Annotated in this window: 28 protein-coding genes; 14 read left to right on the top strand and 14 right to left on the bottom strand. The window is 71.9% G+C overall.

The features are described 5' to 3' along the window. Positions 1-89: 89 nt before the first annotated feature. Together BJ959_RS06900 and serS are read right to left on the bottom strand one after the other, a co-directional pair. Positions 90-923, bottom strand: coding sequence for an HAD family hydrolase (locus BJ959_RS06900; RefSeq protein WP_153981415.1), 834 nt, complete (start codon positions 921-923; stop codon positions 90-92). Further along, positions 920-2185 (bottom strand): serine--tRNA ligase, encoded by a 1266-nt coding sequence (serS, locus tag BJ959_RS06905; protein WP_153981414.1) that lies wholly within the window; start codon positions 2183-2185, stop codon positions 920-922. The genes BJ959_RS06900 and serS overlap by 4 nt, the downstream gene beginning before the upstream one ends. A gap of 106 nt (positions 2186-2291) precedes the next feature. Here serS and BJ959_RS06910 point away from each other — a divergent pair, with 106 nt between their 5' ends. Beyond that, positions 2292-3281, top strand: coding sequence for a diacylglycerol/lipid kinase family protein (locus tag BJ959_RS06910; protein ID WP_153981413.1), 990 nt, complete (start codon positions 2292-2294; stop codon positions 3279-3281). A gap of 42 nt (positions 3282-3323) precedes the next feature. On the opposite strand, the gene BJ959_RS06915 is transcribed toward BJ959_RS06910, so the two are convergent. Both BJ959_RS06915 and pheA read right to left on the bottom strand, forming a co-directional pair. Then, the gene (locus tag BJ959_RS06915; RefSeq protein ID WP_153981412.1) at positions 3324-3797 is read right to left on the bottom strand and encodes a hypothetical protein; all 474 of its coding nucleotides are present in this window, start codon (positions 3795-3797) and stop codon (positions 3324-3326) included. Positions 3798-3805: 8 nt separating this feature from the next. Further along, entirely contained in the window at positions 3806-4774 is a 969-nt protein-coding gene (gene pheA / locus BJ959_RS06920) for a prephenate dehydratase (RefSeq protein WP_153981411.1), read from the bottom strand. A gap of 57 nt (positions 4775-4831) precedes the next feature. Between pheA and pgm the strand changes: the two genes are divergently transcribed. Together pgm and BJ959_RS06930 are read left to right on the top strand one after the other, a co-directional pair. Next, positions 4832-6466, top strand: a complete 1635-nt coding sequence (gene pgm, locus BJ959_RS06925; protein WP_153981410.1) for a phosphoglucomutase (alpha-D-glucose-1,6-bisphosphate-dependent) — start codon at positions 4832-4834, stop codon at positions 6464-6466. Further along, complete coding sequence (locus BJ959_RS06930; RefSeq protein WP_153981409.1) at positions 6450-7685, top strand: MalY/PatB family protein; 1236 nt, start codon at positions 6450-6452, stop codon at positions 7683-7685. Before pgm ends, BJ959_RS06930 begins: the two co-directional genes overlap by 17 nt. Before the next feature lie 34 nt (positions 7686-7719). On the opposite strand, the gene BJ959_RS06935 is transcribed toward BJ959_RS06930, so the two are convergent. Further along, the gene (locus tag BJ959_RS06935) at positions 7720-8505 is read right to left on the bottom strand and encodes a M15 family metallopeptidase (protein ID WP_153981408.1); all 786 of its coding nucleotides are present in this window, start codon (positions 8503-8505) and stop codon (positions 7720-7722) included. 193 nt (positions 8506-8698) lie between these two features. Here BJ959_RS06935 and BJ959_RS06940 point away from each other — a divergent pair, with 193 nt between their 5' ends. The 7 genes from BJ959_RS06940 (at position 8699) to BJ959_RS06970 (ending at position 14932) form a co-directional block, all read left to right on the top strand. Next, on the top strand, positions 8699-9970 hold the full coding sequence (locus BJ959_RS06940; protein ID WP_183322020.1) for an ABC transporter substrate-binding protein: 1272 nt from the start codon (positions 8699-8701) through the stop codon (positions 9968-9970). 67 nt (positions 9971-10037) lie between these two features. Further along, positions 10038-10979: a carbohydrate ABC transporter permease gene (locus BJ959_RS06945; protein WP_153981407.1), complete on the top strand. Its 942-nt coding sequence runs from the start codon at positions 10038-10040 to the stop codon at positions 10977-10979. Beyond that, a complete protein-coding gene (locus BJ959_RS06950) occupies positions 10976-11857 on the top strand; it encodes a carbohydrate ABC transporter permease (RefSeq protein WP_153981406.1) in 882 nt (293 codons plus the stop codon). The genes BJ959_RS06945 and BJ959_RS06950 overlap by 4 nt, the downstream gene beginning before the upstream one ends. Continuing rightward, a complete protein-coding gene (locus BJ959_RS06955; RefSeq protein WP_153981405.1) occupies positions 11854-13320 on the top strand; it encodes a GH1 family beta-glucosidase in 1467 nt (488 codons plus the stop codon). Before BJ959_RS06950 ends, BJ959_RS06955 begins: the two co-directional genes overlap by 4 nt. Before the next feature lie 9 nt (positions 13321-13329). Then, the gene (locus tag BJ959_RS06960) at positions 13330-14355 is read left to right on the top strand and encodes a LacI family DNA-binding transcriptional regulator (RefSeq protein ID WP_153981404.1); all 1026 of its coding nucleotides are present in this window, start codon (positions 13330-13332) and stop codon (positions 14353-14355) included. A 36-nt stretch (positions 14356-14391) separates the two neighbouring features. Then, positions 14392-14637, top strand: a complete 246-nt coding sequence (locus BJ959_RS06965; protein WP_153981403.1) for a YkvA family protein — start codon at positions 14392-14394, stop codon at positions 14635-14637. Between the two features lie 10 nt (positions 14638-14647). Further along, positions 14648-14932 (top strand): GNAT family N-acetyltransferase, encoded by a 285-nt coding sequence (locus tag BJ959_RS06970; protein ID WP_153981402.1) that lies wholly within the window; start codon positions 14648-14650, stop codon positions 14930-14932. Positions 14933-14997: 65 nt separating this feature from the next. On the opposite strand, the gene BJ959_RS06975 is transcribed toward BJ959_RS06970, so the two are convergent. The 5 genes from BJ959_RS06975 to BJ959_RS06995 all read right to left on the bottom strand — a co-directional run bounded on the left by BJ959_RS06975 (position 14998) and on the right by BJ959_RS06995 (position 19152). Beyond that, on the bottom strand, positions 14998-15300 hold the full coding sequence (locus tag BJ959_RS06975; RefSeq protein WP_153981401.1) for a hypothetical protein: 303 nt from the start codon (positions 15298-15300) through the stop codon (positions 14998-15000). A gap of 62 nt (positions 15301-15362) precedes the next feature. Further along, positions 15363-16175 carry a heme ABC transporter ATP-binding protein gene (locus tag BJ959_RS06980; protein WP_183321918.1) on the bottom strand — a complete coding sequence of 271 codons (813 nt, stop codon included), beginning with the start codon at positions 16173-16175 and terminating at the stop codon, positions 15363-15365. Next, entirely contained in the window at positions 16172-17212 is a 1041-nt protein-coding gene (locus BJ959_RS06985; RefSeq protein ID WP_341799898.1) for a FecCD family ABC transporter permease, read from the bottom strand. The genes BJ959_RS06980 and BJ959_RS06985 overlap by 4 nt, the downstream gene beginning before the upstream one ends. Further along, positions 17209-18258 carry a lipoate-protein ligase LplAB gene (lplAB, locus tag BJ959_RS06990; protein ID WP_153981399.1) on the bottom strand — a complete coding sequence of 350 codons (1050 nt, stop codon included), beginning with the start codon at positions 18256-18258 and terminating at the stop codon, positions 17209-17211. The genes BJ959_RS06985 and lplAB overlap by 4 nt, the downstream gene beginning before the upstream one ends. Positions 18259-18267: 9 nt before the next feature. Next, entirely contained in the window at positions 18268-19152 is an 885-nt protein-coding gene (locus BJ959_RS06995) for a sulfurtransferase (RefSeq protein ID WP_153981398.1), read from the bottom strand. A 23-nt stretch (positions 19153-19175) separates the two neighbouring features. Here BJ959_RS06995 and BJ959_RS07000 point away from each other — a divergent pair, with 23 nt between their 5' ends. Then, the gene (locus BJ959_RS07000; RefSeq protein ID WP_153981397.1) at positions 19176-19538 is read left to right on the top strand and encodes a cupin domain-containing protein; all 363 of its coding nucleotides are present in this window, start codon (positions 19176-19178) and stop codon (positions 19536-19538) included. Here the strand turns inward: BJ959_RS07000 and BJ959_RS07005 are convergent. Then, positions 19535-20398 (bottom strand): alpha/beta fold hydrolase, encoded by an 864-nt coding sequence (locus BJ959_RS07005; RefSeq protein WP_153981396.1) that lies wholly within the window; start codon positions 20396-20398, stop codon positions 19535-19537. The two genes, BJ959_RS07000 and BJ959_RS07005, sit on opposite strands and share 4 nt — an antisense overlap. 110 nt (positions 20399-20508) lie before the next feature. On the opposite strand from BJ959_RS07005, the gene BJ959_RS07010 reads away from it, so the two are divergent. The 3 genes from BJ959_RS07010 to BJ959_RS07020 are packed head-to-tail and all read left to right on the top strand — an operon-like array spanning position 20509 to position 22565. Then, positions 20509-20934 (top strand): MarR family winged helix-turn-helix transcriptional regulator, encoded by a 426-nt coding sequence (locus BJ959_RS07010; protein WP_153981395.1) that lies wholly within the window; start codon positions 20509-20511, stop codon positions 20932-20934. Beyond that, a complete protein-coding gene (locus tag BJ959_RS07015; RefSeq protein WP_153981394.1) occupies positions 20931-22301 on the top strand; it encodes an MFS transporter in 1371 nt (456 codons plus the stop codon). Before BJ959_RS07010 ends, BJ959_RS07015 begins: the two co-directional genes overlap by 4 nt. A gap of 18 nt (positions 22302-22319) precedes the next feature. Further along, a complete protein-coding gene (locus BJ959_RS07020) occupies positions 22320-22565 on the top strand; it encodes a hypothetical protein (RefSeq protein WP_153981393.1) in 246 nt (81 codons plus the stop codon). 34 nt (positions 22566-22599) lie between these two features. Here the strand turns inward: BJ959_RS07020 and BJ959_RS07025 are convergent, their stop codons facing one another. From BJ959_RS07025 to BJ959_RS07035, 3 genes are read right to left on the bottom strand one after another with little or no spacing between them, the layout of a single operon-like run. Beyond that, entirely contained in the window at positions 22600-23445 is an 846-nt protein-coding gene (locus BJ959_RS07025; RefSeq protein WP_153981392.1) for a transglutaminase domain-containing protein, read from the bottom strand. Further along, on the bottom strand, positions 23442-24371 hold the full coding sequence (locus tag BJ959_RS07030; RefSeq protein WP_153981391.1) for an alpha-E domain-containing protein: 930 nt from the start codon (positions 24369-24371) through the stop codon (positions 23442-23444). The genes BJ959_RS07025 and BJ959_RS07030 overlap by 4 nt, the downstream gene beginning before the upstream one ends. After that, positions 24365-26044, bottom strand: a complete 1680-nt coding sequence (locus tag BJ959_RS07035) for a circularly permuted type 2 ATP-grasp protein (protein ID WP_153981390.1) — start codon at positions 26042-26044, stop codon at positions 24365-24367. Before BJ959_RS07035 ends, BJ959_RS07030 begins: the two co-directional genes overlap by 7 nt. Positions 26045-26071 lie beyond the last annotated feature (27 nt).

The following is a 26071-nucleotide window of genomic DNA, read 5'->3' on the forward strand; positions in this document are numbered from 1 at the left end:
GAGGCCTCACCGAGTCCGGATGGGGCGACTATGCGTTGCCCAAGAAGCCCCGATGGGCATCCGACAGGGCCGCACTCCCGAGCATCCGGTCAGACCGTCGCGAGGGCCTTCGCCAGTCCGTCGTCGGTGTCGCGCGCCGTCGACTCAGAGGCCACGGCGCGCACCTCCTCCGGCGCCTGCCCCATCGCGATGCCACGGCCACCCAGAGCCGCGGCCCAGGAGAGCATCTCAATGTCGTTGCGCCCGTCGCCGATCGCGACGACGTCCTCGCCCGGGATGCCCAGGGCCGTGCGCACGCGCTCGAGCGCCGTCGACTTGTTCACGCCGTCGGGCGCGATGTCGAGCCACGCCGTCCAGCCGACGTTGTAGCTGACCTGGTGGAGGCCCATAAGCTCGACCGCGGCGAGGAACTCGTCCATCGCGTGTCCGGGCGAGATGACGACGACGCGGGTGGCGGGCTCGGCGCACAGCTGCTCGAACGGCACCTCCTCGCTGACCGCGCCGAGCGCCCCGTCGGGGAACCAGCCGGTGTAGCGGTACAGGCCGGTCTCGTCCTCCACGGCGTAATTTGCGTGCTTGAGGTGCGGCCGGATGCTCGTGAGCACCTCGGTCGGATCGAAGGTCTCGACGTGGTGACGCCGGTAGCCGGTCGGGGCGTCGGGGTCGCGCTTGAGGAGGATCGCGCCGTTCGAGGCGACGACATAGGCCGGGGTGATGTCGAGCCGATCGAGCACGGGCAGGGTCATGGCGACCGAGCGGCCGGTGGCGAGCATGACCTCGTGGCCGGCGTCACGCAGGCGGTGCACCTCGGCGAGCGCCGCGTCGGGCAGCGTGCCGTCCTCGTGCAGCACGGTGCCGTCGATGTCGAGGGCGATGAGCTTCGTGCCCGCCGGGCGCTGCGCTGTCAGGTCCTGCCCGGTCATCCCACGGGCTCCAGCACCTCGAGGCCGCGCAGGTAGGGGCGCAGCGGGGCGGGCACGACGACCGAGCCGTCGGCGCGCTGGTGCGTCTCGAGAAGGGCGACGAGCCAGCGGGTCGTGGCGAGCGTGCCGTTCAGGGTCGCGACCGGGGCGGTCTTGCCGCCCTCGCCCCGGAACCGCACGCCGAGACGCCGGGCCTGGAAGGTCGTGCAGTTGCTCGTGCTCGTCAGCTCGCGGTAGGCGCCCTGCGTCGGCACCCAGGCCTCGACGTCGAACTTGCGGGCGGCGCTCGAGCCGAGGTCGCCGGCGGCCGTGTCGATCACGCGGTAGGCGAGGCCCAGCGACTGCAGCATGCCCTCCTGCATCGCCAGCAGGCGCTCGTGCTCGGCTTCGGCGTCGTCGGGCGCGATGTAGCTGAACATCTCGAGCTTCTGGAACTGGTGCACCCGGATGATCCCGCGGGTGTCCTTGCCGTAGCTGCCGGCCTCGCGGCGGTAGCAGGTCGACCAGCCGGCGTACCGCAGCGGGCCGCCGCTCACGTCGACGATCTCGTCGGCGTGGTAGCCGGCGAGGGCGACCTCGCTCGTGCCCGTCAGGTAGAGCTCGTCATCGGGCAGGTAGTAGATCTCGTCGGCGTGCGCGCCGAGGAACCCAGTGCCGCGCATGACCTCCGGCTTGACGAGCGTCGGGGTGATCAGCGGGACGAACCCGGCCTCGAGGGCCGTGTCGAGGGCGTAGTTCATGAGCGCCAGCTCGAGGCGGGCGCCGACGCCCTTCAAGAAGTAGAAGCGCGCCCCCGAGACCTTCACGCCGCGCGGCATGTCGATCGCATCGAGCAGCTCGCCGAGCGCCAGATGGTCGCGCGGCTCGAAGTCGAAGACGGGCTTGTCGCCGACCTCGCGCAGGGTCACGAAGTCGTCCTCGCCGCCCTCCGGCACGCCGTCGATGATGACGTTCGGGATGCCCCCCGCGACCTCCTCGAAGCGCGCCTCGGCCTCGGTCGCCACGGCCTGAGCGGACTTCACGTCGGCAGCGAGCTGCTGCGCCTGGGCGACCAGAGCGGCCTTCTCCTCCTTCGGCGCGGCCGCGACGAGCTTGCCGTGGGCGTTCTGCTCGGCGCGCAGGGCCTCGAAGGCGGCGATGGCCTCGCGCCGGCGCCGGTCGGCCTCGATGGCGGCGTCGACGAGCTCCGCATCCGCTCGCCTCGCGCGCTGCGAGCGTCGGACGATGTCGGGATTCTCGCGCAGCAGCTGGGGGTCGATCACGCCTCTAGTCTGGCACGCGCACGGGCTGACGCCGGGGGCTCAGAAGGGGCGAGAGAGGGCGAGAGAACCTCGGCGCGCGCTGGGCGCGATGCTCTACCCTGGCGCCATGACCAGCCCCGGCGGCGCACCCGATCGCGCCCGTGCCGCGGTGATCGTCAACCCTGTGAAGGTCGACGAGACCGCTCTGCGTGCGGCGGTCGAGGCCGCCGAGCAGGAGGCCGGCTGGGCTCCGTCGCTCTGGCTCGAGACGAGCGTCGACGACCCCGGCCAGGGCCGGGCGCGCGAGGCCGTCGCGGCAGGTGCGACCGTCGTCATCGCGGCCGGCGGCGACGGCACCGTGCGGGCGGTCGCCGAGGGGATGCTCGACTCGGGCATCCCGCTCGCCCTCGTTCCGTCGGGCACGGGCAACCTGCTCGCGCGCAACCTCAGCCTGCCCATGGGCCGGATGGCCGAGTCGGTGAGCACCGCCTTCACCGGCGTCGACCACGCCATCGATGTGGGGCTCGCGGAGATCACCCGCGCGGGCGGGGCGCGCGAGCGGCACGCCTTCGTCGTCATGGTCGGCATCGGTCTCGACGCGAAGATGATCAGCGCGACCAACCCCGAGCTGAAGAGGCGCGTCGGCTGGCTCGCCTACGTCGAGGCGACCGCGCGCATCGTGCGCGACGTCGACGCCGTGCGCGTGCGCTACACGCTCGACGGCAGCCCCGAGCGCGCCACGACCGTGCACACCCTGCTCATCGGCAACTGCGGCACCCTGCCCGGCGGCGTGCTGCTGCTCCCCGAGGCCGAGATCGACGATGGCCTGCTCGACGTCGTGGCGATGCGCCCGCGCAACCTGTGGGGCTGGATGCGGGTGGGCTACGCCGTGGCGTGGGAGAACGGGGTTCTACAGCGGACGAAGATGGGCCGTCGCATCATGGCCGCCGATAAGCGCGTGCGCGCCCTGCGCTACTTCCAGGGGCGGCGGATGACCCTGCGCTTCGACCGCGCCGAGGAGTTCGAGATCGACGGCGAGGCGATGGGGGAGGTCACCGCGATCGCGGTGCGGGTCGCGCCGGCCGCGCTCGTGGTGCGGGTTCCTCGCGAGAGGTGACGGCGGGCGTCACGCCGGAGCCGAAACCCGCGACGAGTTCACTCAGCCGACGATGTCTGCACGGGACGCATCGATGAATGCGGTCCGCGCCGCCCTCACCGGAGCGTATGCCGACCAGTACTCATTCGATCCGTAGGTGATCCCCGACATCACCGATGCTCGGAACCCTTGAAGTGCCCCATGCAATGCGCGGGCGGCGGCAAGCGACGGGGATGAAGCGACGAGGGCGAGATCGTTGAGGCGCGCAGCAACCGCACTGTCGATCAACCAGTACTTATCTTCATCCAGCGGAAGCGGGTTCGGACAGCCCGGCGTCATCCGGCCGAGGAGGTGCGCCGACTCATGTGCGGCATCGATAAAGGCTGTTGCGGCGTCGGCCCTTCGTGCCGTGAGTGCGTCCTGGAGCCGCTCACGTCGCTCGGTGCGGTGCCGGATCGACTCGGCAAGGAAGGTCAGCACAGCTCCCAACACGAGCGTGATGATCGGGAGGAGGGCGCTGGTCCAGTTCTCCGCCATCGGCGCCCCTACCCCTCGGGCTCGCCGCTGAGGATCGCGCGCAACCAGTCGCGCGCATCCGTGAAGACGTCGTCGCCGTACTGCGAGACGACCTCGATCTGGCGGGCGTCGGCGCGCGGGTACGAGCCCAGGAAGATGACGTTGGGGCTGAAGCGGCGCAGGCCGAGCAGCGCGTCGGCCACGCGCTCGTCGTGCACGTGTCCGTCGAGGTCGATGACGAACCGGTAGCGCCCGAGGGCGTCGCCGATCGGTCGGGACTCGATGAGGCTCATGTTGACGCCGCGCGTGGCGAACTGCTCGAGCATCTCGAGCAGGCGGCCCGGGGCGTCGTCGGGCAGCTCGGCGATGATGCTCGTCTTGTCGGCGCCCGTGCGCGGCGGGATCGCCCGGCTGCGGCTCACGAGCACGAAGCGCGTGACGGCGTTCGCGTTGTCGCCGATGCCGGTCGCGAGCTCGTCGAGGTCGTGCAGGGTCGTGATGCCCGCGGGGGCGATGGCCGCCTGGGCGACCGACCCGGGCTCGAGCAGGCTCAGCGGGGCGGCGACGTTCGACGCGGCGGGCACGTGACCGTGAGTGGGCAGCGCGCTCTCGAGCCAGCGGCGGCACTGCGCGTAGGCAACGGGATGCGCGGCCACCACCCGCACGTCACCAAGGGTCACCCCGCGCGGTGCGACCAGGCTGAAGGTGACCGGAACGAGGTACTCCCCGATGATGCGCAGGCCCGGGATCGTCGCGAGCGCATCCTGGGTCGCACTCACCCCGCCCTCGACGGAGTTCTCAACCGCGATCATCGCCGCGACGCTGCGCCCGGCAACCACGTCGTCGAGGGCCTCGCCGACGTTGCTGACCGGGTGCCACTCGGCGCCGACGGCCTCGGGCACCTGCCCGAGCGCCTGCCAGGTGAAGGTGCCGGCCGGGCCCAGGTAGCTGTACCTGCGGGCGGAAGACTCCGGGGTGGCGGCGGCCGGGCTCGTCATGCTCGGCAGTCTACGGCGGAGCATCCCGCCGTCGCCGCGCGGTGGTTGGATGGGCGCATGAGCCGCGCCGGTACCCCCGCCCAGCCGAACGACCTGATCGACCTCGACGCCCTGCTCGGCGCGTACGCCGACCGGGTGCCCGACCTCGACGACCCCGCCCAGCGGGTGGCGTTCGGCACGAGCGGGCACCGCGGCTCGAGCCTCGACGGCGCCTTCACCGACACGCACATCGCCGCGATCACACAGGCGATTGTCGAGTACCGCGCGAGCCAGGGCATCGGCGGTCCGCTGTTCATCGGTGCCGACACCCACGCGCTCAGCGCTCCGGCGCTGCGCACCGCGCTCGAGGTGCTCGCCGGCAACGGCGTGACGGCGCTCGTCGACGCGAACGACGACTGGGTGCCGACACCCGCGCTGAGCCACGCGATCATCCGCTACAACGCCGGCGGCGTGACCGGCAGCGTGCCGACCCCGGCCGCGCGCGCCGACGGCATCGTCATCACCCCCAGCCACAATCCGCCGCGCGACGGCGGCTTCAAGTACAACCCGCCGCACGGCGGCCCGGCCGACAGTGACGCCACCGGCTGGATCGCCGAGCGCGCCAACGCCCTCATCGCGGGCGGCAACCGCGCGGTGCGGCGGGATGCGCGGCCAGCGCCCGAGCGGTACGACTACCGCGAGCACTACGTGGCCGACCTCGCGAGCATCCTCGACCTCGATGCCGTGCGCGCGAGCGGGCTGCGCCTCGGGGCCGACCCGCTCGGCGGGGCGAGCGTCAGCTACTGGGCGCTCATCGCCGAGCGCTACGGCCTCGATCTGACCGTCGTGAACCCGACCGTCGACCCGCGCTGGGCGTTCATGACGCTCGACTGGGACGAGAGGATCCGCATGGATCCGTCGAGCCCCAGCGCGATGGCGAGCGTCGTCGCCCGCCGGCACGACTTCGACCTGCTCACCGGCAACGACGCCGACGCCGATCGGCACGGCATCGTGACGCCCGACGGCGGGCTCATGAACCCCAACCACTACCTCGCGGTCGCGATCGACTACCTCTACCGGCACCGCCCCGACTGGCGCGCCGATGCCGCGATCGGCAAGACCCTGGTCTCGTCGACGATGATCGACCACGTCGCCTCAAGCCTCGGCCGTCGGCTGTGGGAGGTGCCCGTGGGCTTCAAGTGGTTCGTGCCGGGGCTCATCGACGGCTCGGTCGCGTTCGGCGGCGAGGAGAGCGCGGGCGCGAGCTTCGTGCGCCGCGACGGCACCGCGTGGACGACCGACAAGGACGGCATCCTGCTCGCGCTGCTCGCCGCCGAGATCACGGCGGTCACCGGCCGCACCCCCTCCTCCCTCTACGCGGACCTCACCGGCCGCTTCGGCACGCCCGTCTACGAGCGGGTGGATGCTGCCGCCACCGCCGCGCAGAAGGCCGCGCTCAGCAAGCTCGACGGCGCGGCGATCACAGCCGACGCGCTCGCGGGCGACCCCATCACGGCCCGTCTGAGCGCGGCGCCCGGCAACGGCGCGGCCATCGGCGGCGTCAAGGTCGTCACCGAGCGCGCTTGGTTCGCCGCCCGCCCGAGTGGCACCGAGAACGTCTACAAGATCTACGCCGAGTCGTTCGTCGACGAGGCGCACCTGCGCCGCGTGCAGGTGGAGGCGAAGGAGATCGTCGATGCCGCACTCGCCTGAACCGGGCAGCGCCGTCGGCGCCGGGGCGGCGGCCGGGACTCCCCGGCTCGACCGCTCAGCCCTCTTCGCCCACTGGGACGCCCTCACCCCCGAGCAGCTGCGCGCCCAGGGCTCGATGAAGTGGACGATGTTCCCGGGCACGATCGGCGCCTGGGTGGCCGAGAGCGACCTCGGCACGGCCCCCGCCGTGACGGCCGCGCTGCACGCGGCGATCGACGCCGGGCAGCTCGGCTACCTGCCGCGCCCGGTCGCCGCCGCGCACGCCGCCGCGACGAGCGACTGGATGCGCGACCGCTACGACTGGGAGGTGCCGCGCAGCCGGGTGCACCACCTGGCCGACGTGATCAGCGGCCTCGACGTCGCCATCGAGCACTACTCCCGACCGGGATCCGCGGTCATCGTGCCGACCCCGGCGTACATGCCGTTCCTCACCGTTCCGCAGCGGCATGGCCGCACGGTCATCGAGGTGGCGCTCGCCGAGGTCGACGGGCGCGCCGCCCTCGACCTCGCCGCGATCGACCGCGAGCTCGCCGCCGGCGCCGGGCTGGTCGTGCTGTGCAACCCGCTCAACCCCGGTGGGAGGGTGTTCGCGCGCGACGAGCTCGCCGCCCTCGCCGAGGTCGTCGAGCGGCACGGGGCGCGGGTGTTCGCCGATGAGGTGCACGCTCCGATCGTCTTCGACGGGGCGCGGCACGTGCCCTACGCGAGCGTCAGCACGGCGGCGGCGAGCCACAGCATCACGGTCACGAGCGCGTCGAAGGCCTTCAACCTGCCGGGCGCGAAGGCGGCCCAGCTGATCCTCACGAACGACGCCGACGAGGCGGTGTGGCAGAAGCTCGGGCCCATGGCGGGGCACGGGGCGAGCATCCTGGGCATCATCGCGAACACGGCCGCCTACCGCGACGGTCGCGACTGGCTCGCCGCCACGGTCACCTACTACGACGAGAACCGCCGCGCCCTGAGCGACCTGCTCTCCGAGCGGCTGCCCGAGGTGGGCTACCGGATGCCCGAGGGCACGTACATCGCCTGGCTCGACGTCGCGCGTCTCGGCCTCGGAGACGATCCCGCCGCGACGCTGCGCGAGCGTGCCGGACTCGCCGTCACCGACGGGCGGGCGTGCGGCGCCGCGGGCGCCGGGCACGTACGGGTGATCCTGGCGACCCCGCGGCCGCTCGTCGAGCGGATCGTGGACGCACTGGTGACGGCCGCGCACGCCTGACCCGCGCGCTCGCGACCCGGCGCCCTCCGAACCCTCAGCCGGCGTACGCCGGGGCGGGCGGGAGGCCGAAGAACTCCTCGAGGGTCGCCACTCCGGTCTCGCGCATCTCCGTCGCGAGCTCGACCCCCACGTAGCGCCAGTGCCAGGGCTCGTAGGCGTAGCCCGTGATCGCGGTCAGACCGTCGGGGTAGCGCAGGATGAACCCGTAGCGGTACGCGTTCTCGACCAGCCAGAGCCCTTGCGGCGTCGTGCCGAAGCACGCGTCCAGCTCGCAGGTGCCCGACAGGGCGCCGACGTCGATGGCGAGGCCGGTCTGGTGCTCGCTGTGGCCAGGACGGGCACTGGCGATGTCGGCGCGCTCCTGCCCGAGCTGCTGCACGAGCTGGCGGTTGATGCGGGCCTGGCTCTCGAAGCTGCGGTAGGCGCTGGTGATCCGCAGGGGCACCCCGGCCGCCGCCGCATCCGCGAACATGGCCTCGGCGGCGGTGGCCGTGCCGTCGCGCATCTCGAGCTGCTGGGTCGCGGCGATGCGGGCGACCCGGAGGTTCGGCGGCACGAAGTCGGCCGGCTGCAACGGGCGCAGCTTGTTCACGACGACCCAGGCGCTCGCGGGGTCGTCGATCGACCGCGCGGCCCGATCGAAGGTGGGGCTCGGCGTGGGCGCGGGTGTCGGCGTGGGCGTCCGAGTCGGACTCGCGGAGGGCATCGAGGAGGCGGACGGGCTGGGGTCGAGCACGAGGGGCTCGCGCGTGACGGCGCACCCGGCGACGCTCGTGATGAGCGCGCCGAGCAGGAGGGCGGCGAGGCTCGAGCGCAGCATCCCGTCAGCCTAGTCGCCCGTCGCGACGGCGTTGAAGAGGGCTCTGACCTGGCATTTCACTCCGATCTGGAACAAGTGTTGACATCCCAGTTCCGACCTGCGTAGTGTTCCCGGCAATGTGAGAGCGCTCTCATGCCCACTGAATGAGAGCGCTCTCACTCCACCACCCACGCACACAAAGGAGTGAACCGTGATCCTTTCACGTCGCACCACCGCGAGCGCCGCCATCGCCGGCGCCGCCGCTGTCGCCCTGATCGCCACCGGCTGCAGCACGGCCACCGACCCCGGTGCCGAGGGCGGTGACATCACCCTCACCGTCGCCACGTTCAACGACTTCGGCTACACCGACGAGCTCTTCGCTCAGTACGAGGCCGAGAACCCCGGCATCACGATCGTGCACAACCGCGCGGCCACGTCGAACGAGGCCCGCGACAACTTCTTCACCAAGCTCGGCGCCGGCAGCGGCCTCGCCGACATCGAGGCCGTCGAGGTCGACTGGTTCGCCGAGATGATGCAGTACAGCGACCGTCTCGCCGACCTCAGCGACCCGGCCGTCGCCGATCGCTGGGTCGACTGGAAGACCGCCGCCGCCACCGACGCCGACGGCCGCCTGGTCGCCTACGGCACCGACATCGGCCCTCAGGCCGTGTGCTACCGCGCCGACCTGTTCGAGGCCGCCGGCCTGCCCACCGACCGCGACGAGGTCGCCGCCCTGCTCGAGGGCGACTGGGATCGCTACTTCGAGGTCGGCCAGCAGTACGTTGACGCCTCGGGTGCCGCCTGGTTCGACGCCGCGGGCGCCATCTACCAGGGCATGATCAACCAGGTCGAGTACGCCTACGAGGAGGCCGACGGCACGGTCATCGCGACCGAGAACCCCGAGGTCAAGCAGATCTACACCGAGGTGCTCACCGCCTCGGAGAGCCTCTCGGCGCACCTCGCGCAGTGGAGCGACGACTGGTTCGCCGGTCTCTCGAACGGCGCTTTCGCCACGATGCTCTGCCCGGGCTGGATGCTCGGCGTCATCTCGGGCAACGCTCCTGACGTCACCGGCTGGGACGTGGCCAACGTCTTCCCCGGCGGCGGCGGCAACTGGGGCGGCTCGTACCTGACCGTTCCGGCTCAGGGCCAGAACATCGAGGAGGCCAAGAAGCTCGCCGCGTGGCTGACCGCGCCCGAGCAGCAGATGAGCGCGTTCGCCGCCGCGGGCACCTTCCCGAGCCAGGTCGAGGCGTACGAGTCGACCGAGCTGCAGGAGGCCACCAACGAGTACTTCAACGGGGCGCCCGTCGGGCAGATCCTCATCGAGCGCTCGCAGGCCATCGAGGTCGCGCCGTTCAAGAGCGTGAAGTACTTCCCGATCAACGACGCCCTGCAGCGGGCGCTCACCCGGGTCGACGTCGACGGCACCGACACCATCGACAGCTCGTGGGAGCTCTTCGTCGCTGACGTCAACGCCCTCTAGGTCCACCACCCGCCCGGGGGCCGCCCACCTGCGGCCCCCGGGCACCCCTCACCGACGAGGAGGAACCATGTCAACCGTCACCGCGCCCGAGCGGTCCGTGCGCCGCGTCGCGTTCTCGCAGACGCTCTCGCGCTGGGACGTCAAGGTCTCGCCGTACCTCTACATCTCGCCGTTCTTCATCCTGTTCGCGATCACCGGGCTCTTCCCGCTCGTCTACACGGCGTGGGTCTCGGTGCACGAGTGGAACCTCATCGGCGGCCAGGGCGACTTCGTCGGCTTCGACAACTTCGCGTTCGTGCTCTCGAACCCGCCGTTCTGGATCGCGCTGCGCAACACCTTCTCGATCTTCCTGATCTCGGCCGTGCCGCAGATCATCCTCGCCCTCCTGATCGCCGCCGTGCTCGACCGCAATCTGCGGGCCAAGACCTTCTGGCGCATGGGCGTGCTGCTGCCCTACGTGGTCGCCCCCGTCGCCGTCACCCTGATCTTCAGCAACATGTTCGGCGACCAGTACGGGCTCATCAACAACCTGCTCGGCGACCTCGGCATCGACCCGATCGGCTGGCACTCGGAAGTGCTGCCGAGCCACATCGCGATCGCCACCATGGTGAACTTCCGCTGGACCGGCTACACGGCACTCATCCTCCTCGCCGGCATGCAGGCCATCCCGCGCGACTACTACGAGGCCGCGATGATCGACGGCGCGGGCACCGTGCGGCAGTTCTTCTCGATCACCATCCCGCAGCTGCGGCCGACCCTGATCTTCGTCATCGTGACCTCGACGATCGGCGGGCTGCAGATCTTCGACGAGCCGCGCCTCTACGACACCGCGGGCCAGGGCGGCGCGAGCAGCCAGTGGATGACCATCACCATCTACCTCTACAACCTCGGCTGGGGGCAGCTGAACTTCGGCCGCGCAGCCGCCGTGGCCTGGCTGTTGTTCCTCATCATCGTGATCGTCGGCCTCCTCAACGTCGTGATCACCCGTTCGATCGCGAGGGCATCATGAGCACCGGATACGGACTCCTCGAGCGCGGCCGCCCGCGTCGCCGTCGCATCGACAACGGGCAGCGTCCCGGCTGGCTCGGCTACGGCTTCCTCACCGCCGTGCTGCTGGGCTCGATGTTCCCGCTCTACTGGTCCTTCCTGATCGGCTCGGGTGACGCCTCGACCATCAATCAGCAGGACATCGTGTGGTGGCCGGGCGGCAACTTCCTGAGCAACGCCGCCGCGGTGCTCGCGGCCGACGCGGTCAACTTCTGGCGGGCGCTGGGCAACTCGATCATCGTGTCGACGGTGGTCTCCGCATCCGTCGTGCTGTTCTCGACGCTCGCCGGCTTCGCCTTCGCGAAGCTGCGCTTCCGGGGCCGCAACGGGCTGCTCGTCTTCGTCATCGCGACGATGGCGGTGCCGACCCAGCTCGGGGTCGTGCCTCTCTTCATCGCGATGAGCCAGCTGCAGCTCGCCGGAACGCTGTGGGCGGTCATCCTGCCCGCCGTCGTCAGCGCGTTCGGGGTGTTCTGGATGACGCAGTACCTGAGCCAGGCCCTGCCCTACGAGCTCATCGAGGCGGCCCGGGTCGACGGAGCGAGCATGATCCGCACCTTCTGGTCGGTGGCCCTTCCCGCCGCACGCCCGGCCGCGGCGATGCTCGCCCTCTTCACCTTCATCGCCACCTGGACCAACTTCTTCTGGCCCTTCATCGTTCTCGACCGGCAGAACCCGACGCTGCCCGTGGCCCTGTCGCTGCTGCAGAGCAACTACTTCGTCGACTACTCGATCGTCATGGCCGGGGTTATCCTCAGCACGATCCCCCTGTTGATCTTGTTCGTCGTCGCCGGCCGCCACCTCGTGAGCGGCATCATGCAAGGAGCCGTCAAGGGATGACCGCCACCACTCCCGCCCCGACCGGGGCGAGCGCTGCCGCGCGCCCGCTTCCGCCCCAGCTGCTGCTCGGGGTCGCCACCGCCGCCTACCAGATCGAGGGCGCCACGCACCGCGACGGGCGCGCAGACTCGATCTGGGACGCCTTCAGCCGCATCCCCGGCGCCGTGGTCGGCGGCGAGAGCGGTGAGCGCGCGTGCGAGCACTACGACCGCTACCGCGACGACGTCGCCCTCATGCGCGAGCTCGGGGTGCAGGTCTACCGGTTCTCGACCTCGTGGGCGCGCGTGCAGCCGGATGGCCGCACCGCGAACCCCGCCGGCCTCGACTTCTACCGGCGCCTGACCGACGAGCTGCTCGCGGCGGGCATCACGCCCTGGCTGACCCTCTACCACTGGGACCTGCCGCAGGCGCTGCAGGAGGTCGGCGGCTGGCCCGAGCGCGACACGGCGCTGCGCTTCGCCGACTACGCCGCCGACGTGCATGCTGCGCTCGGCGACCGCATCCACCACTGGACGACCCTCAACGAGCCGTGGTGCTCCGCCTTCCTCGGATACCTCAGCGGCGAGCACGCCCCCGGCGAGCAGAACCCGCAGCGCGCCCTCGACGCCGCCCACCACCTGCTGCTGGGGCACGGCCTGGCCACGCAGCGCCTGCGATCGCTGGATGCGTCGCTCGACCTCGGGATCACGCTCAACATGACCGTGGCCGACCCCGTCGACCCGCACGACCCCGCCGACCTCGACGCCGCGCGGCGCATCGACGCGCAGCACAACCGGCTCTTCCTCGACCCGATCTTCCGCGGTGCCTACCCCGCCGACCTGCTCGACGACCTCGCCGCGCGCGGGCTGCACCTGCCCGTGCAGGAGGGCGACCTCGCCGCGATCGCGACACCCATCGACGCGCTGGGGGTCAACTACTACCACGGCGATGCGGTGAGCGCGCATCCGCCCGCTGCGGCACCGCTGTCGAGCGCCGCGCCCTCGGAGCGACCGAAGCGCTCGCCCTTCCCCGCGGGCGACGGCATCTTCACCCACCCGCGCGGGCTGCCCGTCACGGCGATGGGTTGGGAGGTGCAGCCCGAGGGGCTCACCCGCCTGCTGCGGCGCATCGACGCCGAGTACACCCGGCCCGCCGGCGTGGTGCTGTACGTCACCGAGAACGGGGCCGCCTACACCGACGTGCCCGACGCCGAGGGCTTCGTCGATGACATCGAGCGGGCCGAGTTCGTGCGCCTGCATGTCGACGCGGTGGTCGACGCGATCGAGGCCGGTGTCGACGTGCGCGGGTACTTCTACTGGTCGCTGCTCGACAACTTCGAGTGGGCCTGGGGCTACGACAAGCGCTTCGGTCTCGTGCGCGTCGACTACGACTCGCAGAGCCGCACCGTGAAGCGCAGCGGACGGCTCTACCAGGCGATGATCGCGGGGCGCAGCGTTGCGCCCCCGCTCGATCCGCGCCCGTAGGATTCCCCCATGACGGCGGACGGAGCAGGCACCCGAGTCGCTCCGACGCTCGAGATGGTCGCCGAGCGCGCGGGCGTCTCGCGCGCGACCGTCTCGCGCGTCGTCAACGGGTCGCCGCGCGTGAGCGACGAGACGGTCGCCGCGGTGACCGCCGCGATCGCCGAGCTGCGCTACACCCCCAACCGCGCCGCGCGCTCGCTGGCCAACCGCAAGGCGATGGCGATCGCCCTGGTGATTCCGGAGGACACGACGCGCTTCTTCGGCGACCCCTACTTCGCCGCGATCGTGCAGGGCATCTCGACCGCGCTCGACGACACCGGGTACGCGCTCACCCTGCATCTGGCGAGTGCGAGCGGCCGCTTCGACGCCACCGTCGCCTACTTGCGCGGGGGTAACGTCGACGGCGCCCTCGTGGTGTCGCACCACACCGACGATCACGTGCTCGCCGAGCTGGGCGAGAGCATCCCCGTCGTCTTCGGCGGTCGCCCCGCCGACCCCGCATCGACCGACAGCTACTACGTCGACGTCGACAACATCGCGGCCGCCGCCGACGGCACCCGGTTCCTCATCGAGCGCGGCCGCCGCCGCATCGGCACGATCGCCGGCCCTGCCGACATGCCCGCGGGAGTCGACCGGCTGACCGGCTGGCAGCAGGCGATGACGGATGCGGGGCTCGAGCCCGACGCGGCCGTGCACGGTGACTTCACCCTGGCGGGGGGCATGCGCGCCACGCGCGAGCTGCTCGACGCCCACCCCGACCTCGACGCGATCTTCGTCGCGAGCGACCTCATGGCCATGGGGGCCGTCACGGTGCTGCGCGAGCGCGGCATCGCCGTGCCCGAGCAGGTCGCCGTCATGGGCTTCGACGACTCGCCCGCGGCCCTCGCCTGCGAGGTGCCGCTCACCACGGTGCGGCAACCCTCGGTCGAGCAGGGCGAGCGCATGGCGCGCATCCTGCTCGATCTGCTCGCCGGGCGCCCGGTCGCCCGACGCCACCTCATGCCGACGTCGATCGTGGTGCGCACGAGCGCCTAATCGCGCCCGGATGATCGCCCCGGTACTGTGAGGCCCATGTCCCGTCGCCGCGCCATCATCGCCGCCGTGCTGGTCGGGGCGGCCGCGCTGCTGTACGGGGTCTCGCCCCTCGATCTCGCTCCGGAGATCCTGCTCGGACCGGCCGGCCTGCTCGACGACGCCGGCGTGCTCATCGCGGCGGCCGTCGGAATCTGGAAGCTGCTGTCGGGCAGTCGGCCCGCACCGGCCCCGGCGCCTCCACCCGAGGAGCAGACCCGGTGGGAGCAGAAGCTGCCCGAGTAGGGTTCGTGCCATGAGCCTCACCGTCACCCACGAGCCCGACACCGACCGCTACGCCGTCTACGACGGCGACGAGCTGCAGGGCTGGATCGTCTACGACCGGGTCGACGGCACCGTGCGACTGCTGCACGCCGAGGTGCCGCCGCTGATGCGCAACAAGGGCGTCGGCGGAGAGGTCGTGCGCGCGATCCTCGACGAACTGCGGGCGACGACAACCGACCGCGTGCAGCCGGTGTGCGGCTTCGTGGTCATGTGGATGCGTCGGCACCCCGAGTACGCCGACCTGACGACCCGCTGACCTGACCACGCGCTGTCCTGACCACGCGCAGACCCGCTGACCTGCGCGGGGTACGGCCCGCCCGGCTAGAGCCGGATCGACCCGCGGTACCCTCCCCCCTCCTCCGGATCGCTCTCGATGCGCGGCACGCCGGGGTGGTCATCGCCGGGCACCGGCGCCGGTGCGGGCATCGCGGTCTGCCGGTCGAGCTCGAGGGCGGCCTCGTGCCGGGTCGGGTTGAAGACCTCATCACCGATGCCGACGAGACCGGCGCCCGTGCCGCCCCGCCGACCGTCGCCGCGCAGGTCGATCCAACCGCGGCGCTGGGCGAGCATCCCGAGCGGGATCGCGATGGTCGCGATCACCAGCCAGCCCCACCACGGCATCACCTCGCCAGCCTACCCCGGCGGCACGGAGGAATTCTCGACACCGACGCGGTCGCTCGCGCCGCTCAGTCGCGAAGCGGCAGCACGATCGGACGCTCGCTGTCGCCCACGCGGTGAATCTGAACCGCAAGCCCGTAGACCCGACCCACCCGGTCGGCCGTCATGACCTCGTGCGGCGTGCCGACAGCGTCGAGCCGACCGTGGTCAAGCAGCGCGATGCGGTCGGCGTAGGCCCCCGCGAGCGACAGGTCGTGCACGACCACGACGACCGCACGGCCCTCGGCCGCCAGGCCGCGCGCGACGCGCATGACGTCCTCCTGGTGGCGCAGGTCGAGCGCCGCCGTCGGCTCGTCGAGGAAGACGATCGGGGTGCGCTGGGCCAGCACGCGGGCCAGGGATGCGCGCGCCTGCTCGCCGCCGCTCAGGCTCGTGAACCGCCGGCCGAGCAGGTGCTCGATGTCGGTCGCCCTGATCGCCTCGAGCACCGCCGCCTGGTCGTCGGCGAGCTCGGCGGTGCGCAGCCAGGGGCTGCGCCCCATCTGCACGATCTCGATGACGCGGAAGGGGAAGCTCACCGTGTTGGCCTGGCTCAGCACCGCGCGGCGCCGCGCGAGCTCGAGCGGGCGGTAGGCCCCGACGGGCCGGCCGAGCAGCTCGACGCTACCCGCCGAAGGGTCCTGGTCGCCGCTCAGCACCGACAGCAGTGTCGACTTACCGGCGCCGTTCGGGCCGACGAGGGCGAGCACCTCGCCGGGCAGGATGTCGAGGTCGATGCCGGTGAGGATCTCGCGGCCATCGCGCGTCAGGCGCACCCCGCGGGCGACGATCACCGGTTCGGCCCCGTCGAGGGTCGCCGGCACCTCTGCTGCCGCGCTCATGCCCACCCCCCGCTGCGACGACGCTGGCGATAGAGCAGCCAGAAGAAGAAGGGGCCGCCGACGAGCGAGGTGAGCATGCCGATCGGCAACTCGGCCCCGGCGACGAGGGTGCGGGTCAGCAGGTCGGCGATGACGAGCAGGGCCCCGCCGCCGACCGCGCTCGCGAGCACGAGCCCGCGGTGGGCGGGCCCGATGATCATGCGGATGAGGTGGGGCACGACCAGGCCGACGAACGCGATGATGCCGGTGAATGCCACCGCGACGCCGGTCAGCAGGGCGACGAGCACGATCGAGACCAGCCGCAGGCGCTCGACGTCGACGCCGAGGTGCCGGGCGTTGCGCTCGCCGAGCGCGAGCAGGTCGTACCGTCGCGCGAGCGCGAGGGCGACGAGCACGCCCGGCACGGCGACCGCGGCCACCACGGCGACCTGCGACCACAGCGAACCACCGAGCGAGCCGAGCTGCCAGAACACGATCTGCTCGCGGCTGGCCGAGTCGGCCACGAACAGCACGAAGGCGATGCCCGCCTGCGCGATCGCGTTGACGGCGATGCCGGTCAGCAGGAGGGTGACGACCTCGGTGCGCCCGCCGGCGCGCGAGACGACGTAGACGAGGAGCGTCGCCACGAGCCCGCCGAGGAAGGCGAAGACCGCGACGCCGGCGACGCCGAGCACGGATGCTCCCACCACGATCGCCGTCGCCGCACCCAGGGCGGCTCCTGACGAGACTCCCACCACGCCGGGCTCGGCGAGCGGGTTGCCGAAGATCGCCTGCATGACGGCGCCCGCCACGGCGAGCGCCGCGCCCACGACGAGCGCCATGACGATACGCGGGAAGCGCACCACCCAGAGCGTGCTCTCGATGATCGGGTCGGTGGGCGCCCAGTCGGTGTCGATGCCGATGGCGCGCAGCAGCGAGCCCGCAACCTCGGTCGGAGTGACAGCGAGCTGCCCGGTGATGGCCGACAGCACGACCCCGCCGACCAGCAGGCCGGCGAGCAGCAGGGTGAGGGCGACGGCCCGCGAGCGCGGGCTCACGGCACCCGGTAGAGCCAGTCGGGGGTCGCGAACTTCTCGACGACGAGCGCGTCGGCGCGGGCCAGCTCAGCCTCGGTCAGGGCTCCGTCGACGACGGTGTTGCTGGCGCGGAACGTGCCGATGAGCCGCTCGATGATCGCGTCGCGCGCCAGCCCGGTCTGCGACTTCAGCGGGTCGACCCGCTTGTTGGCGCTCTTCACACCCTTGTCACTGAGCTTCTCGCGCCCGATGCGCAGCACCTGCGTCATCATGTCGCCGTCCATGTCGTAGGCCATGGTCACGTGGTGCAGCACGGCGCCCGAACCGAGGCGCTTCTGCGCGGCTCCGCCGATCTTGCCGGCCGGGCTCGCGATGTCGTTGAGCGGCTGGTACGTGGCCTCGATGCCGAGCGACCGCAGCCCCTGGATGACCCAGTCGTCGAGGAAGGCGTACGACTCGGCGAAGCTCATGCCCTGCACGAGGGCCACGGGCGTGTACAGCGAGTAGGTGATGGCCGACTCGGGCTCGATGACCATCGCACCGCCTCCGGAGATGCGCCGCACCACCTCGAAGCCGTAGCGATCGGCGTTCTCGAGATCGACCTCGTTCTTCACGCTCTGGAACGACCCGATGACGATGGCAGGGCTCGCCCACTGCCAGAAGCGCAGGGTGGGGCCGCGCCGCCCCTCGCCGACCTCCTCGGCGAGCACCTGGTCGACGGCCAGCTGCTGCAGCGGGGTGAGCGCCGGACCGCGCACAAGCTCCCAGTCGTAGTCGGCGAACGTCGTGGCGCTCGCGAGCGCGCGGCGCACGGTGGTCGCCACCGCCTCCGGGCCGAAGCCCAGCAGCACCGCGCCGCCGGGAAGGGCATCGCGGACGGCAGCCGTCAGGTGCGCCGCGTCGCTGTCGGCGGGCAGCCCGATGAGGGCGGCCTCGATCGCGGCGATCGCCTCGTCGGGCTCGACGAAGAAGTCACCGGCCAACCGCAGCGCGCTGATGCGCCCGTCCGCGACCTCGAGGTCGACGACGACGAGCTTGCCCCCGGGCACCTTGTATTCACCGTGCACGCGCTCAGCCTATTCGCCGGTGGCGACCGGGCGCTGGGCGTCAGCCGCGTACTGCGACCACGAGCCGGGGTACAGGCGACCGGCGGGCAGTCCGACCTGCTCGAGCACGAGGAGGGTGTGGCAGGCGGTGACGCCCGAGCCGCAGTAGCTGATCACCGGAAGCCGGTCGGCGCCGAGCGCCGTGAGGCGCTCGCGCAGGGTCGCAGTGTCGAGCAGCGTGCCGTCGGCGGCGACATTGTCGCGGCACGAGAGGCTCGCCGCGCCCGGGATGTGCCCGGGGCGGGCATCCACGGGTTCGGTGTCGCCGCGGTAGCGGTCGGCGGTGCGCGCGTCGAGCACGATCGCGGTGCCGTCGGCGGCCGCCGCCTGGGTCTCGTCGATGGTGGCGAGGGCTGCCGCGGGCCACGATCGCACCGTGCGGGATGCGGGGCTCGCGCCGCCGGCCCCCGCGGGCTCCCCGGCCTCGAGCGCCTCCTCGGGGTGCTCCTGCTGCCACGCCGCGAGCCCGCCGTCGAGCACGGCGGCGGATTGCCCGAGGGTGCGCAGCATCCACACCAGGCGCGCGGCGATGACCCCGCCGGCGTCGTCGTAGACGACCACCGTGGCGTCGTCCCCGACCCCGGCGGCCTCGAGCCCTCGCGCGAAGACCTCCGGCTCGGGCAGCGGATGCCGCCCGGCCGCCGCCGACGGCGGCGCCGCCAGCACGGTGTCGAGGTCGACGAACACGGCGCCCGGCAGGTGCCCGTTCGCGTAGGCCTCGGCCCCGGAGCGCCCGTCGAGGTACCAGCGGCTGTCGACGACCACCACCCGTGGCACCGCACCCGTCGTCTTGCCGTGCGCGGCGTCGGCGCGCATCCGATCGAGCTCGGCGACGGAGACGAAGGGCGCGATCATGGCGACCAGCGTAGGATGCGGGCATGGATCCCGTTGCTGTCGACCTGACCATGCTCGCCGACTATCTCGAGGCGCAGGCCGCCGAGAGCCCGAACGGGCGGCACCTGCAGCCCGTCGCGCTCGATCATGAGCACCTGCGGATGACCGGCATCGGCCTCACCGCGGGTTCGGAGCTGCCCCCGCACGACAACCCGGGCGAGGCCGTGCTGCAGGTTCTGCGCGGCCAGGTGCGCCTGGTGAGTCTGGGCGCCGACGGCACCGAGGCGCGTGCGCTCGACCTCGCGGCCGGCTTTCTCGGCCGCATCCCCGACGGTCGCCACCGTGTCGAGGCGCTCGAGCCGAGCGCTCTGCTGCTGACGGCGCTTCCCCTGCCCCTGAGGGGCTAGAACAGGCGGTCGTCGAGCCAGGCGATGAGGTCGGCGCGCACCTCGGCCTGGTTGGTCTCGTTTAAGACCTCGTGGCGGGCACCCGCGTAGACGATGAGCTCGACGTCGGTGAGGCCGCCGCGGCGCAGGTAGGCGTCGGCGAGCTTCTTCGCGCTCTTCTCCCCTCCGAGCGGGTCGTCGTCGCCGACCATGATGAGCAGCGGCACCGGCGGCTGCACGGCCTTCGGTGTTCCGTACAGGCGCAGCCCATCGGCGACACCGAACAGCTGCAGCACCTTGGCGTCGGTCGTCAGCGGGTCGTCGACGAAGGCGCGGGCGACGGCCGGGTCGCGGCTCAGCCACTCGGCGCCCGTGTCGCCGAGGTGCTTGTGGCGCGCGTTCAAGTCACCGCCGTTCATGTCGAACGGCGTGCGGAAGGCGGTGCCGGTCAGCACGACGGCGCTCCACGGATGCGGGCCGGCGCTGAGCAGGTTCTGCACCATGAGCGAGCCCCACGAGTGGCCGAGCATCACGAACGGCAGCCCGGGGTTCTCCTCCTGCGCGATGCGCGTGAGGTCGAGCAGGTTCTGCTGGGTGGCCCGCAGGCCTCCGACGCCGAGCTTGCCGATCTGGGAGAGGTCGCCCTTCCAGTACTCCACGCCGGTCTGGCCATGGCCGCGATGATCGTCGGCGTAGACCGCGTACCCCGCGGCCACGAGCGCCTGCGCGAGCAGCTCGTAGCGCAGGGCGTGCTCGCCGACACCGTGGGCGAGCTGCACGACCGCCTTCGGTTTGCCCGGTGCCCACACGTAGTAGTGCACGACGACCCCGTGGGCGTCGGTGAAGGTGCGGTGCTGGCGCTCGGCGGTGAACTTCGGCATGGGTGGGCCTCCTGGCGAGAATCCTACGGCCGAGCATCCTCCGCGCGGTCGCGGCCGCGGCACCGCATCCCGAATTCTGTTAGCAAAGGTAATGAGTTAGGCTAACGACCATGGACCTGCACGCGACCGACCCCGAGGAGGAGCTGCGGGTGCTCATCCAGAAGGTCGCCCGGCGCATCCGGGCCGAACGAGCGGGCGAAGGCATCAGCGACAGCCAGCTCGGCGTGCTGTGGCGGCTCGCCAGCGAGGGCCGCTGCACCCCGAGCGGCCTCGCGACCGCCGAGAAAGTCAGCGCTCCGAGCATGAACCGCACCCTCAACGCGCTGGAGGCCAGCGGCCTCGTGCGCCGCGATCCGAGCGACGACGACGCGCGCAGCGTGTGGGTGACCATCACGCCCGCCGGCGAGCAGGTCATCGCCGAGACGCGACGGCTGCGGCAGCAGTGGTTCCACTCCCAGCTCGAGACCCTCAGCGACGCCGAACGCAGTGCCCTCGAGGAGGTGCGGCCGATCCTGCGACGGCTGGCCGACGCGTGAACGCGATGTTCCGCTCGCTGGCGGGCATCAACTACCGCATCTGGTTCGCCGGCGCGCTGATCTCGAACGTCGGCACGTGGATGCAGCGCACGGCGCAGGACTGGTTCGTGCTCACCGAACTCACCGACAACGATGCCGCCGCCGTCGGCGTGACGATGGCCCTGCAGTTCGGCCCGGCACTGCTGATCGGTCCGTTCGCCGGCGTCATCGCCGACCGGATGCCCGGCCGCCGCCTGCTCGCCCTCACGCAGCTCGCGCAGGCGCTGCTGGCCCTCGCGCTCGGGCTCATCATCGTGCTCGGCATCGCCGAGCTCTGGATGGTGTACCTGCTCGCCCTCGGCCTCGGCATCGCCACCGCCGTCGACGCGCCCGCGCGCCAGACCTTCGTGGGCGAGCTCGTCGGCACCGCCGACCTCCCCAACGCCGTGGCCCTCAACTCGGCCTCGTTCAACACCGCGCGCCTCATCGGCCCCGCCGTGGCGGGCTTCCTCACCGTGCTCGTGGGGGCGGGCTGGGTCATTCTGCTCAACGTGCTCACCTTCGGGGCGATGCTCGCCACCCTCGCCCTGCTGCGGGCCGACGAGCTGCACCCCATGAGCAAGGCGGCGCGAGGGCGCGGGCAGCTGCGGGCGGGCATCCGGTACGTCGCCCGCCGGGCCGACCTCGTCGTGGTCTTCACGATGGTCTTCCTCGTCGGAACCTTCGGCTTCAACTTCGCGATCTTCACCGCCACGATGGCGCGCGTCGAATTCGGGCGCGACGCCGCCGACTTCGGGCTGCTGTCGTCGATCCTCGCCATCGGCTCGGTCACCGGCGCGCTGCTGTCGGCGCGGCGCGAGCGCCCGCGCCTGCGGGTGATCGTGCTCGCCGCGCTCGGCTTCGCCGGATCGATGGTCGTCGCGGCCCTCATGCCCACGTTCGAGCTGTTCGGCCTCGCCCTGATCGGCGTCGGCTACTTCGCGCTGACCATGATCACGAGCGCCAACGCCTACGTGCAGACGACGACGCGCGCGAGCATCCGGGGCCGGGTGATGGCGCTGTACCTGACCATCTTCATGGGCGGCACGCCCGTCGGCGCCCCCCTGCTCGGTCTCGTCGCGAACGAGCTCGGCGCCCGCTGGGCCATGGGGGTCGGGGCGCTGGCCGGCCTGCTCGCCGCGATCGTCGCGGTGCTCTGGATGCGGAGCACGCGCAACCTGCGCATCCGCCGTCACCCGGCCGACGCCCGGTGGTGGCACCTGGCCGTGCGCTACGACGGCGACGACCACGAAGCGGCGCAGGCCGCCGACCCGGCGAATCGTTTCCGCGACCTCGAGACCGCGACCACCGAGATCGCGATCGTCGAGGCGGAGGCCCGCAAGGGCTGAGCGCGAGAGGATTGTCTCGTGGCGCGACACGTGAACCCGCTCAACCCCTTCAAGGATGCGAAGGGGTTCTTCGGCGCGTTCGGTCGCGTGCTGTGGACGGTCACCGGCCCGGCCGCGGTCGGCATCGGACGGCCCGAGGAGCCCTACGTGCCGCCCGCCAACCCGACGTGCCCGCTGTGCGGCGCGCTCATGGCCGACCACCGCATCGAGCGCGGCACCGGCACCACCGCGACCCGGCTGCACTGCCCGCCGGCCGTGGTCTGAGCCCGCGGCCGGAGTCCCGGTCCGAGACCTTCTGCTACGCCTCGCGCGTGATCTCGACGGTCACGAACAGGCTCGAGCTCGCCGGCCCGGCATAGACCCCGCGCAACGGCGGCACGTCGCGGTAGTCGCGGCCGCGGCCGACGATCACGTGGCGGTCGCCGATCGCGATCGCGTTGGTGGGGTCGAAGCCCCGCCAGTCACCGTCGAACCACTCGACCCAGGCGTGCGACTCGCCGGCGACGGTCTGCCCCACCTCGGCGTCGGCCACGGGATGCAGGTACCCGCTGACGTAGCGGGCCGGGATGCCCACGGTGCGCAGGGCCCCGAGCGCGAGGTGCGTGATGTCCTGGCAGACGCCGCGCCTGTGCGCCCAGGCCTCCGCCGCCGTGGTGTGCACGCCCGTCACGCCCGGCATGTACTCCACCTCGGCGTGCAGCCAGTCGCAGATCGCGCGGGCCGCCGACGCGGGATCGGCCGCGGCGCCCGCGAGCGCGCGGGCGCGCTCGGCGACCTCGGCGGGCGGGGCCGTGAGGCCGGTCTGCACCGTGGCCTCCACGAGGGCGACGGTGCGCTCCACGAGCGCGGGCAGAGCATCCCAGCCCGCCGCCTCGATGCCCGAGGGGCGCGGCCGCAGCTCGACGAGGCTGTCGGCGGTGAGCGACAGCTCGCGGTGGTGCGCCAGCTGCTCGAAGGCGATCACGCGGGTGCCGAAGTAGTCGACGTAGGGGTGCTGCGAGGAGGCGGGGGTGATCTCGAGGTGCGAGAACAGCACGAGCTGCCCGTCACCGCTCGCCGGCAGCATGCGGGCCTCGTTGTACGAGGCGGTCACCTCGCCGGCGTAGTGGAAGCCCGTCGCGTGACGGATGCGGAGGCGGTTCACGACTTCTCCGCCACCCAGCTCGGGGCCGCGTTGGTCGGGAAGTAGCGCTGCCGCACCGCCTCGCTCGTGGCGCTCGTCGCCGTCTGCACGGCGTCCATGTGCCGCTGCAGGTCGTCGAGGATGTCGCCGATCGGGCGGTACTCGAGCTCGCTGCGGATCTGCCCCAGCTGCCGCAGCGCCTGGTCGCCGATGCCCGCGCGGTCGCTCCGCGGCTCGATGTCGCGCAGGCACTGCTCGGCACGCGTGACGGCGAACAGGATCGAGCGCGGGAAGAGCCGGTCGAGGAGGAGGAACTCGGCCGCGTTCTTCGCGCTCGGCACGCCGCGGTAGGTGCGCAGGTACGCCTCGTAGGCGCCGACGCTGCGCAGGATCGTCGTCCACGACGGGCCGCTCGCCTCCGTCAGCGAGCGGGTCGCCAGCAGGCGCGCGGTCATGTCGGCGCGCTCGAGCGAGCGGCCGAGGGTGAAGAAGGCGTAGGCCTCGTCGCGGCTGGTCGCCGACTCGACGATGCCGACCGCCAGCGCCGAGCGCTCGCGCACCCAGCCGAAGAACTCGTGCACCTTCTCGGGCGCGACCTTGCGGGGCATGCGCGCCCGCGTCGTGTTGAGCACCTCCCACAGCTCGGTGCTGACCACCTCGCGCGCCCGCCGCGCGTTCTCGCGAGCCGCGCCCAACGAGTAGGCGATCGAGGCGGGATGCGCGCGATCGACCGCGAGCAGCCCCAGCACATCAGACCGGGTCAGGGCCTGGGCGGGGTCGACCTCGCTGCCCATCACGCTCAGCAGCGAACGGCACGCGGTGTCTTCGTCGATCCACGGATCCTCCAGCAGCAGCTGCAGGTGCACGTCGAGGATGCGGGCCGTGCCATCGGCGCGCTCGACGTAGCGGCCGATCCAGAACAGGCTCTCCGCGATGCGGCTCAACATGGCTCGACCCCCCTCGAGCTCGTGCGAGCGCCGTTGCTCGGCTGGTGGACGTGATGCGCGCGCGCCTGCTGCTGTTGCTGCTGCTGGTCGCGCCGCGGGTCGTCGTGCGGATTGTGGTCGGGAACGTGCGCCGCCGCATCCGTGATGATCGGGATCGACTGCGTGACGGTCGCCTGCTCGGCGACGAGGCCGGCGACGTCGTGGCTGTCGGCGACCATCGGCTGCTGGCCGACCACCCAGGTGTCTTTCGAGCCGCCGCCCTGGCTGGAGTTGACGACGAGCTGCCCCTCGGGCAGGGCGACACGGGTGAGCCCGCCGGGCAGCACCCACACCTCCCGGCCGTCGTTGACGGCGAAGGGTCGCAGATCGGCGTGCCGGGGTCGCATGCCCTCGTCGACGAGGGTCGGGATGGTCGAGAGCTGCACGACCGGCTGCGCGATCCATCCGCGCGGGTCGCGCTGCAGGCGCTCGCGCAGCTCGTCGAGCTCGGCGCGGCTCGCCGCCGGTCCCACGACGAGCCCCTTGCCCCCCGAGCCGTCGACGGGCTTCACAACGAGCTCATCGAGGCGGTCGAGCACCTCGGCGAGCGAGTCGGGCTCCTCCAGACGCCAGGTGTCGACGTTGGGGATGATCGGCTCTTCGTGCAGGAAGTACCGCACGAGGTCGGGCAGGTAGGTGTAGACGAGCTTGTCGTCGGCCACGCCGTTGCCGACGGCGTTGGCAATCGTCACCGTGCCGAGGCGGGCCGCGAGCATGAGCCCCGGCGTGCCGAGCATCGAGTCGGCGCGGAAGGTCAGCGGGTCGAGGAACTCGTCATCGACGCGTCGGTAGATCACGTCGACGCGCTGGGGGCCCGCCGTCGTGCGCATGAACACGCGCCCGCCCGCGCAGAACAGATCGCGGCCCTCGACCAGCTCGACACCCATGAGCCGCGCGAGCAGGGTGTGCTCGAAGTAGGCCGAGTTGTAGACGCCCGGCGTGAGCACGACGATCGTCGGGTCGTCGACGCCGGCGGGGGCGGATGCCCGCAGTGCGTCGAGCAACCGCGTCGGATAGTCGCCCACCGGGCGCACGCGCATCGCGACGAACAGCTCGGGCAGCGTCTGCGCCATCACCCGGCGGTTCGAGATCACGTAGCTGACGCCGCTCGGCACCCGCACGTTGTCCTCGAGCACGCGCCAGGTGCCGTGCTCGTCGCGGATCAGGTCGATGCCCGACACCTGGATGCGAACGCCGTTGGCGCTCTCGATGCCCGCCGCCGCGCGGTGGAAGTGCACCGAGCTGGAGATGAGCCGGGCGGGGATCACCCCGTCGACGATGCAGCGCTGCGGCCCGTAGATGTCGGCGAGGAAGGCCTCGAGGGCGCGCACGCGCTGGGCGACCCCCGCCTCGAGGTGGCTCCACTCGGTGCGCTCGATGACGCGCGGCACGGCATCCAGCGGGAACGGACGCTCCTCGCCGGCGAAGTCGAAGGTGACGCCCTGCGCCAGGTAGCTGGAGGCGAGGGCCTCGGTGCGGCCGCGCAGCTCCTCCTGCGACAACTGCGCGAGGGCGGCGTGGATCTGCCGGTAGGGCAGCCGCACGGTCGAGTCGGGCGCGAACATCTCGTCGAAGGCGACGGCCGACCCGGAACGGGCGGCGGACGCCGCGTACCCGTCGAAGAGGTCGGCCATGCGCCGAGCCTAGCCCCGGCGTGTTGC

Source organism: Microcella frigidaquae, assembly GCF_014200395.1.
GTDB lineage: Bacteria > Actinomycetota > Actinomycetes > Actinomycetales > Microbacteriaceae > Microcella > Microcella frigidaquae.

Bases quoted from the DNA above. Each gene is read 5' to 3' on its own strand.
- BJ959_RS06965 (WP_153981403.1), top strand. From the start codon at position 14,392: ATGTCCCGTCGCCGCGCCATCATCGCCGCCGTGCTGGTCGGGGCGGCC.
- BJ959_RS06970 (WP_153981402.1), top strand. From the start codon at position 14,648: ATGAGCCTCACCGTCACCCACGAGCCCGACACCGACCGCTACGCCGTC.
- BJ959_RS06950 (WP_153981406.1), top strand. From the start codon at position 10,976: ATGAGCACCGGATACGGACTCCTCGAGCGCGGCCGCCCGCGTCGCCGT.
- BJ959_RS07030 (WP_153981391.1), bottom strand. From the start codon at position 24,371: ATGTTGAGCCGCATCGCGGAGAGCCTGTTCTGGATCGGCCGCTACGTC.
- BJ959_RS06980 (WP_183321918.1), bottom strand. From the start codon at position 16,175: ATGAGCGCGGCAGCAGAGGTGCCGGCGACCCTCGACGGGGCCGAACCG.
- BJ959_RS06945 (WP_153981407.1), top strand. From the start codon at position 10,038: ATGTCAACCGTCACCGCGCCCGAGCGGTCCGTGCGCCGCGTCGCGTTC.
- BJ959_RS07035 (WP_153981390.1), bottom strand. From the start codon at position 26,044: ATGGCCGACCTCTTCGACGGGTACGCGGCGTCCGCCGCCCGTTCCGGG.
- BJ959_RS06910 (WP_153981413.1), top strand. From the start codon at position 2,292: ATGACCAGCCCCGGCGGCGCACCCGATCGCGCCCGTGCCGCGGTGATC.
- BJ959_RS07000 (WP_153981397.1), top strand. From the start codon at position 19,176: ATGGATCCCGTTGCTGTCGACCTGACCATGCTCGCCGACTATCTCGAG.
- BJ959_RS06935 (WP_153981408.1), bottom strand. From the start codon at position 8,505: ATGCTGCGCTCGAGCCTCGCCGCCCTCCTGCTCGGCGCGCTCATCACG.
- BJ959_RS07005 (WP_153981396.1), bottom strand. From the start codon at position 20,398: ATGCCGAAGTTCACCGCCGAGCGCCAGCACCGCACCTTCACCGACGCC.
- BJ959_RS06995 (WP_153981398.1), bottom strand. From the start codon at position 19,152: ATGATCGCGCCCTTCGTCTCCGTCGCCGAGCTCGATCGGATGCGCGCC.
- BJ959_RS06900 (WP_153981415.1), bottom strand. From the start codon at position 923: ATGACCGGGCAGGACCTGACAGCGCAGCGCCCGGCGGGCACGAAGCTC.
- BJ959_RS06915 (WP_153981412.1), bottom strand. From the start codon at position 3,797: ATGGCGGAGAACTGGACCAGCGCCCTCCTCCCGATCATCACGCTCGTG.
- BJ959_RS07010 (WP_153981395.1), top strand. From the start codon at position 20,509: ATGGACCTGCACGCGACCGACCCCGAGGAGGAGCTGCGGGTGCTCATC.
- BJ959_RS06960 (WP_153981404.1), top strand. From the start codon at position 13,330: ATGACGGCGGACGGAGCAGGCACCCGAGTCGCTCCGACGCTCGAGATG.
- pgm (WP_153981410.1), top strand. From the start codon at position 4,832: ATGAGCCGCGCCGGTACCCCCGCCCAGCCGAACGACCTGATCGACCTC.
- pheA (WP_153981411.1), bottom strand. From the start codon at position 4,774: ATGACGAGCCCGGCCGCCGCCACCCCGGAGTCTTCCGCCCGCAGGTAC.
- BJ959_RS06930 (WP_153981409.1), top strand. From the start codon at position 6,450: ATGCCGCACTCGCCTGAACCGGGCAGCGCCGTCGGCGCCGGGGCGGCG.
- BJ959_RS06955 (WP_153981405.1), top strand. From the start codon at position 11,854: ATGACCGCCACCACTCCCGCCCCGACCGGGGCGAGCGCTGCCGCGCGC.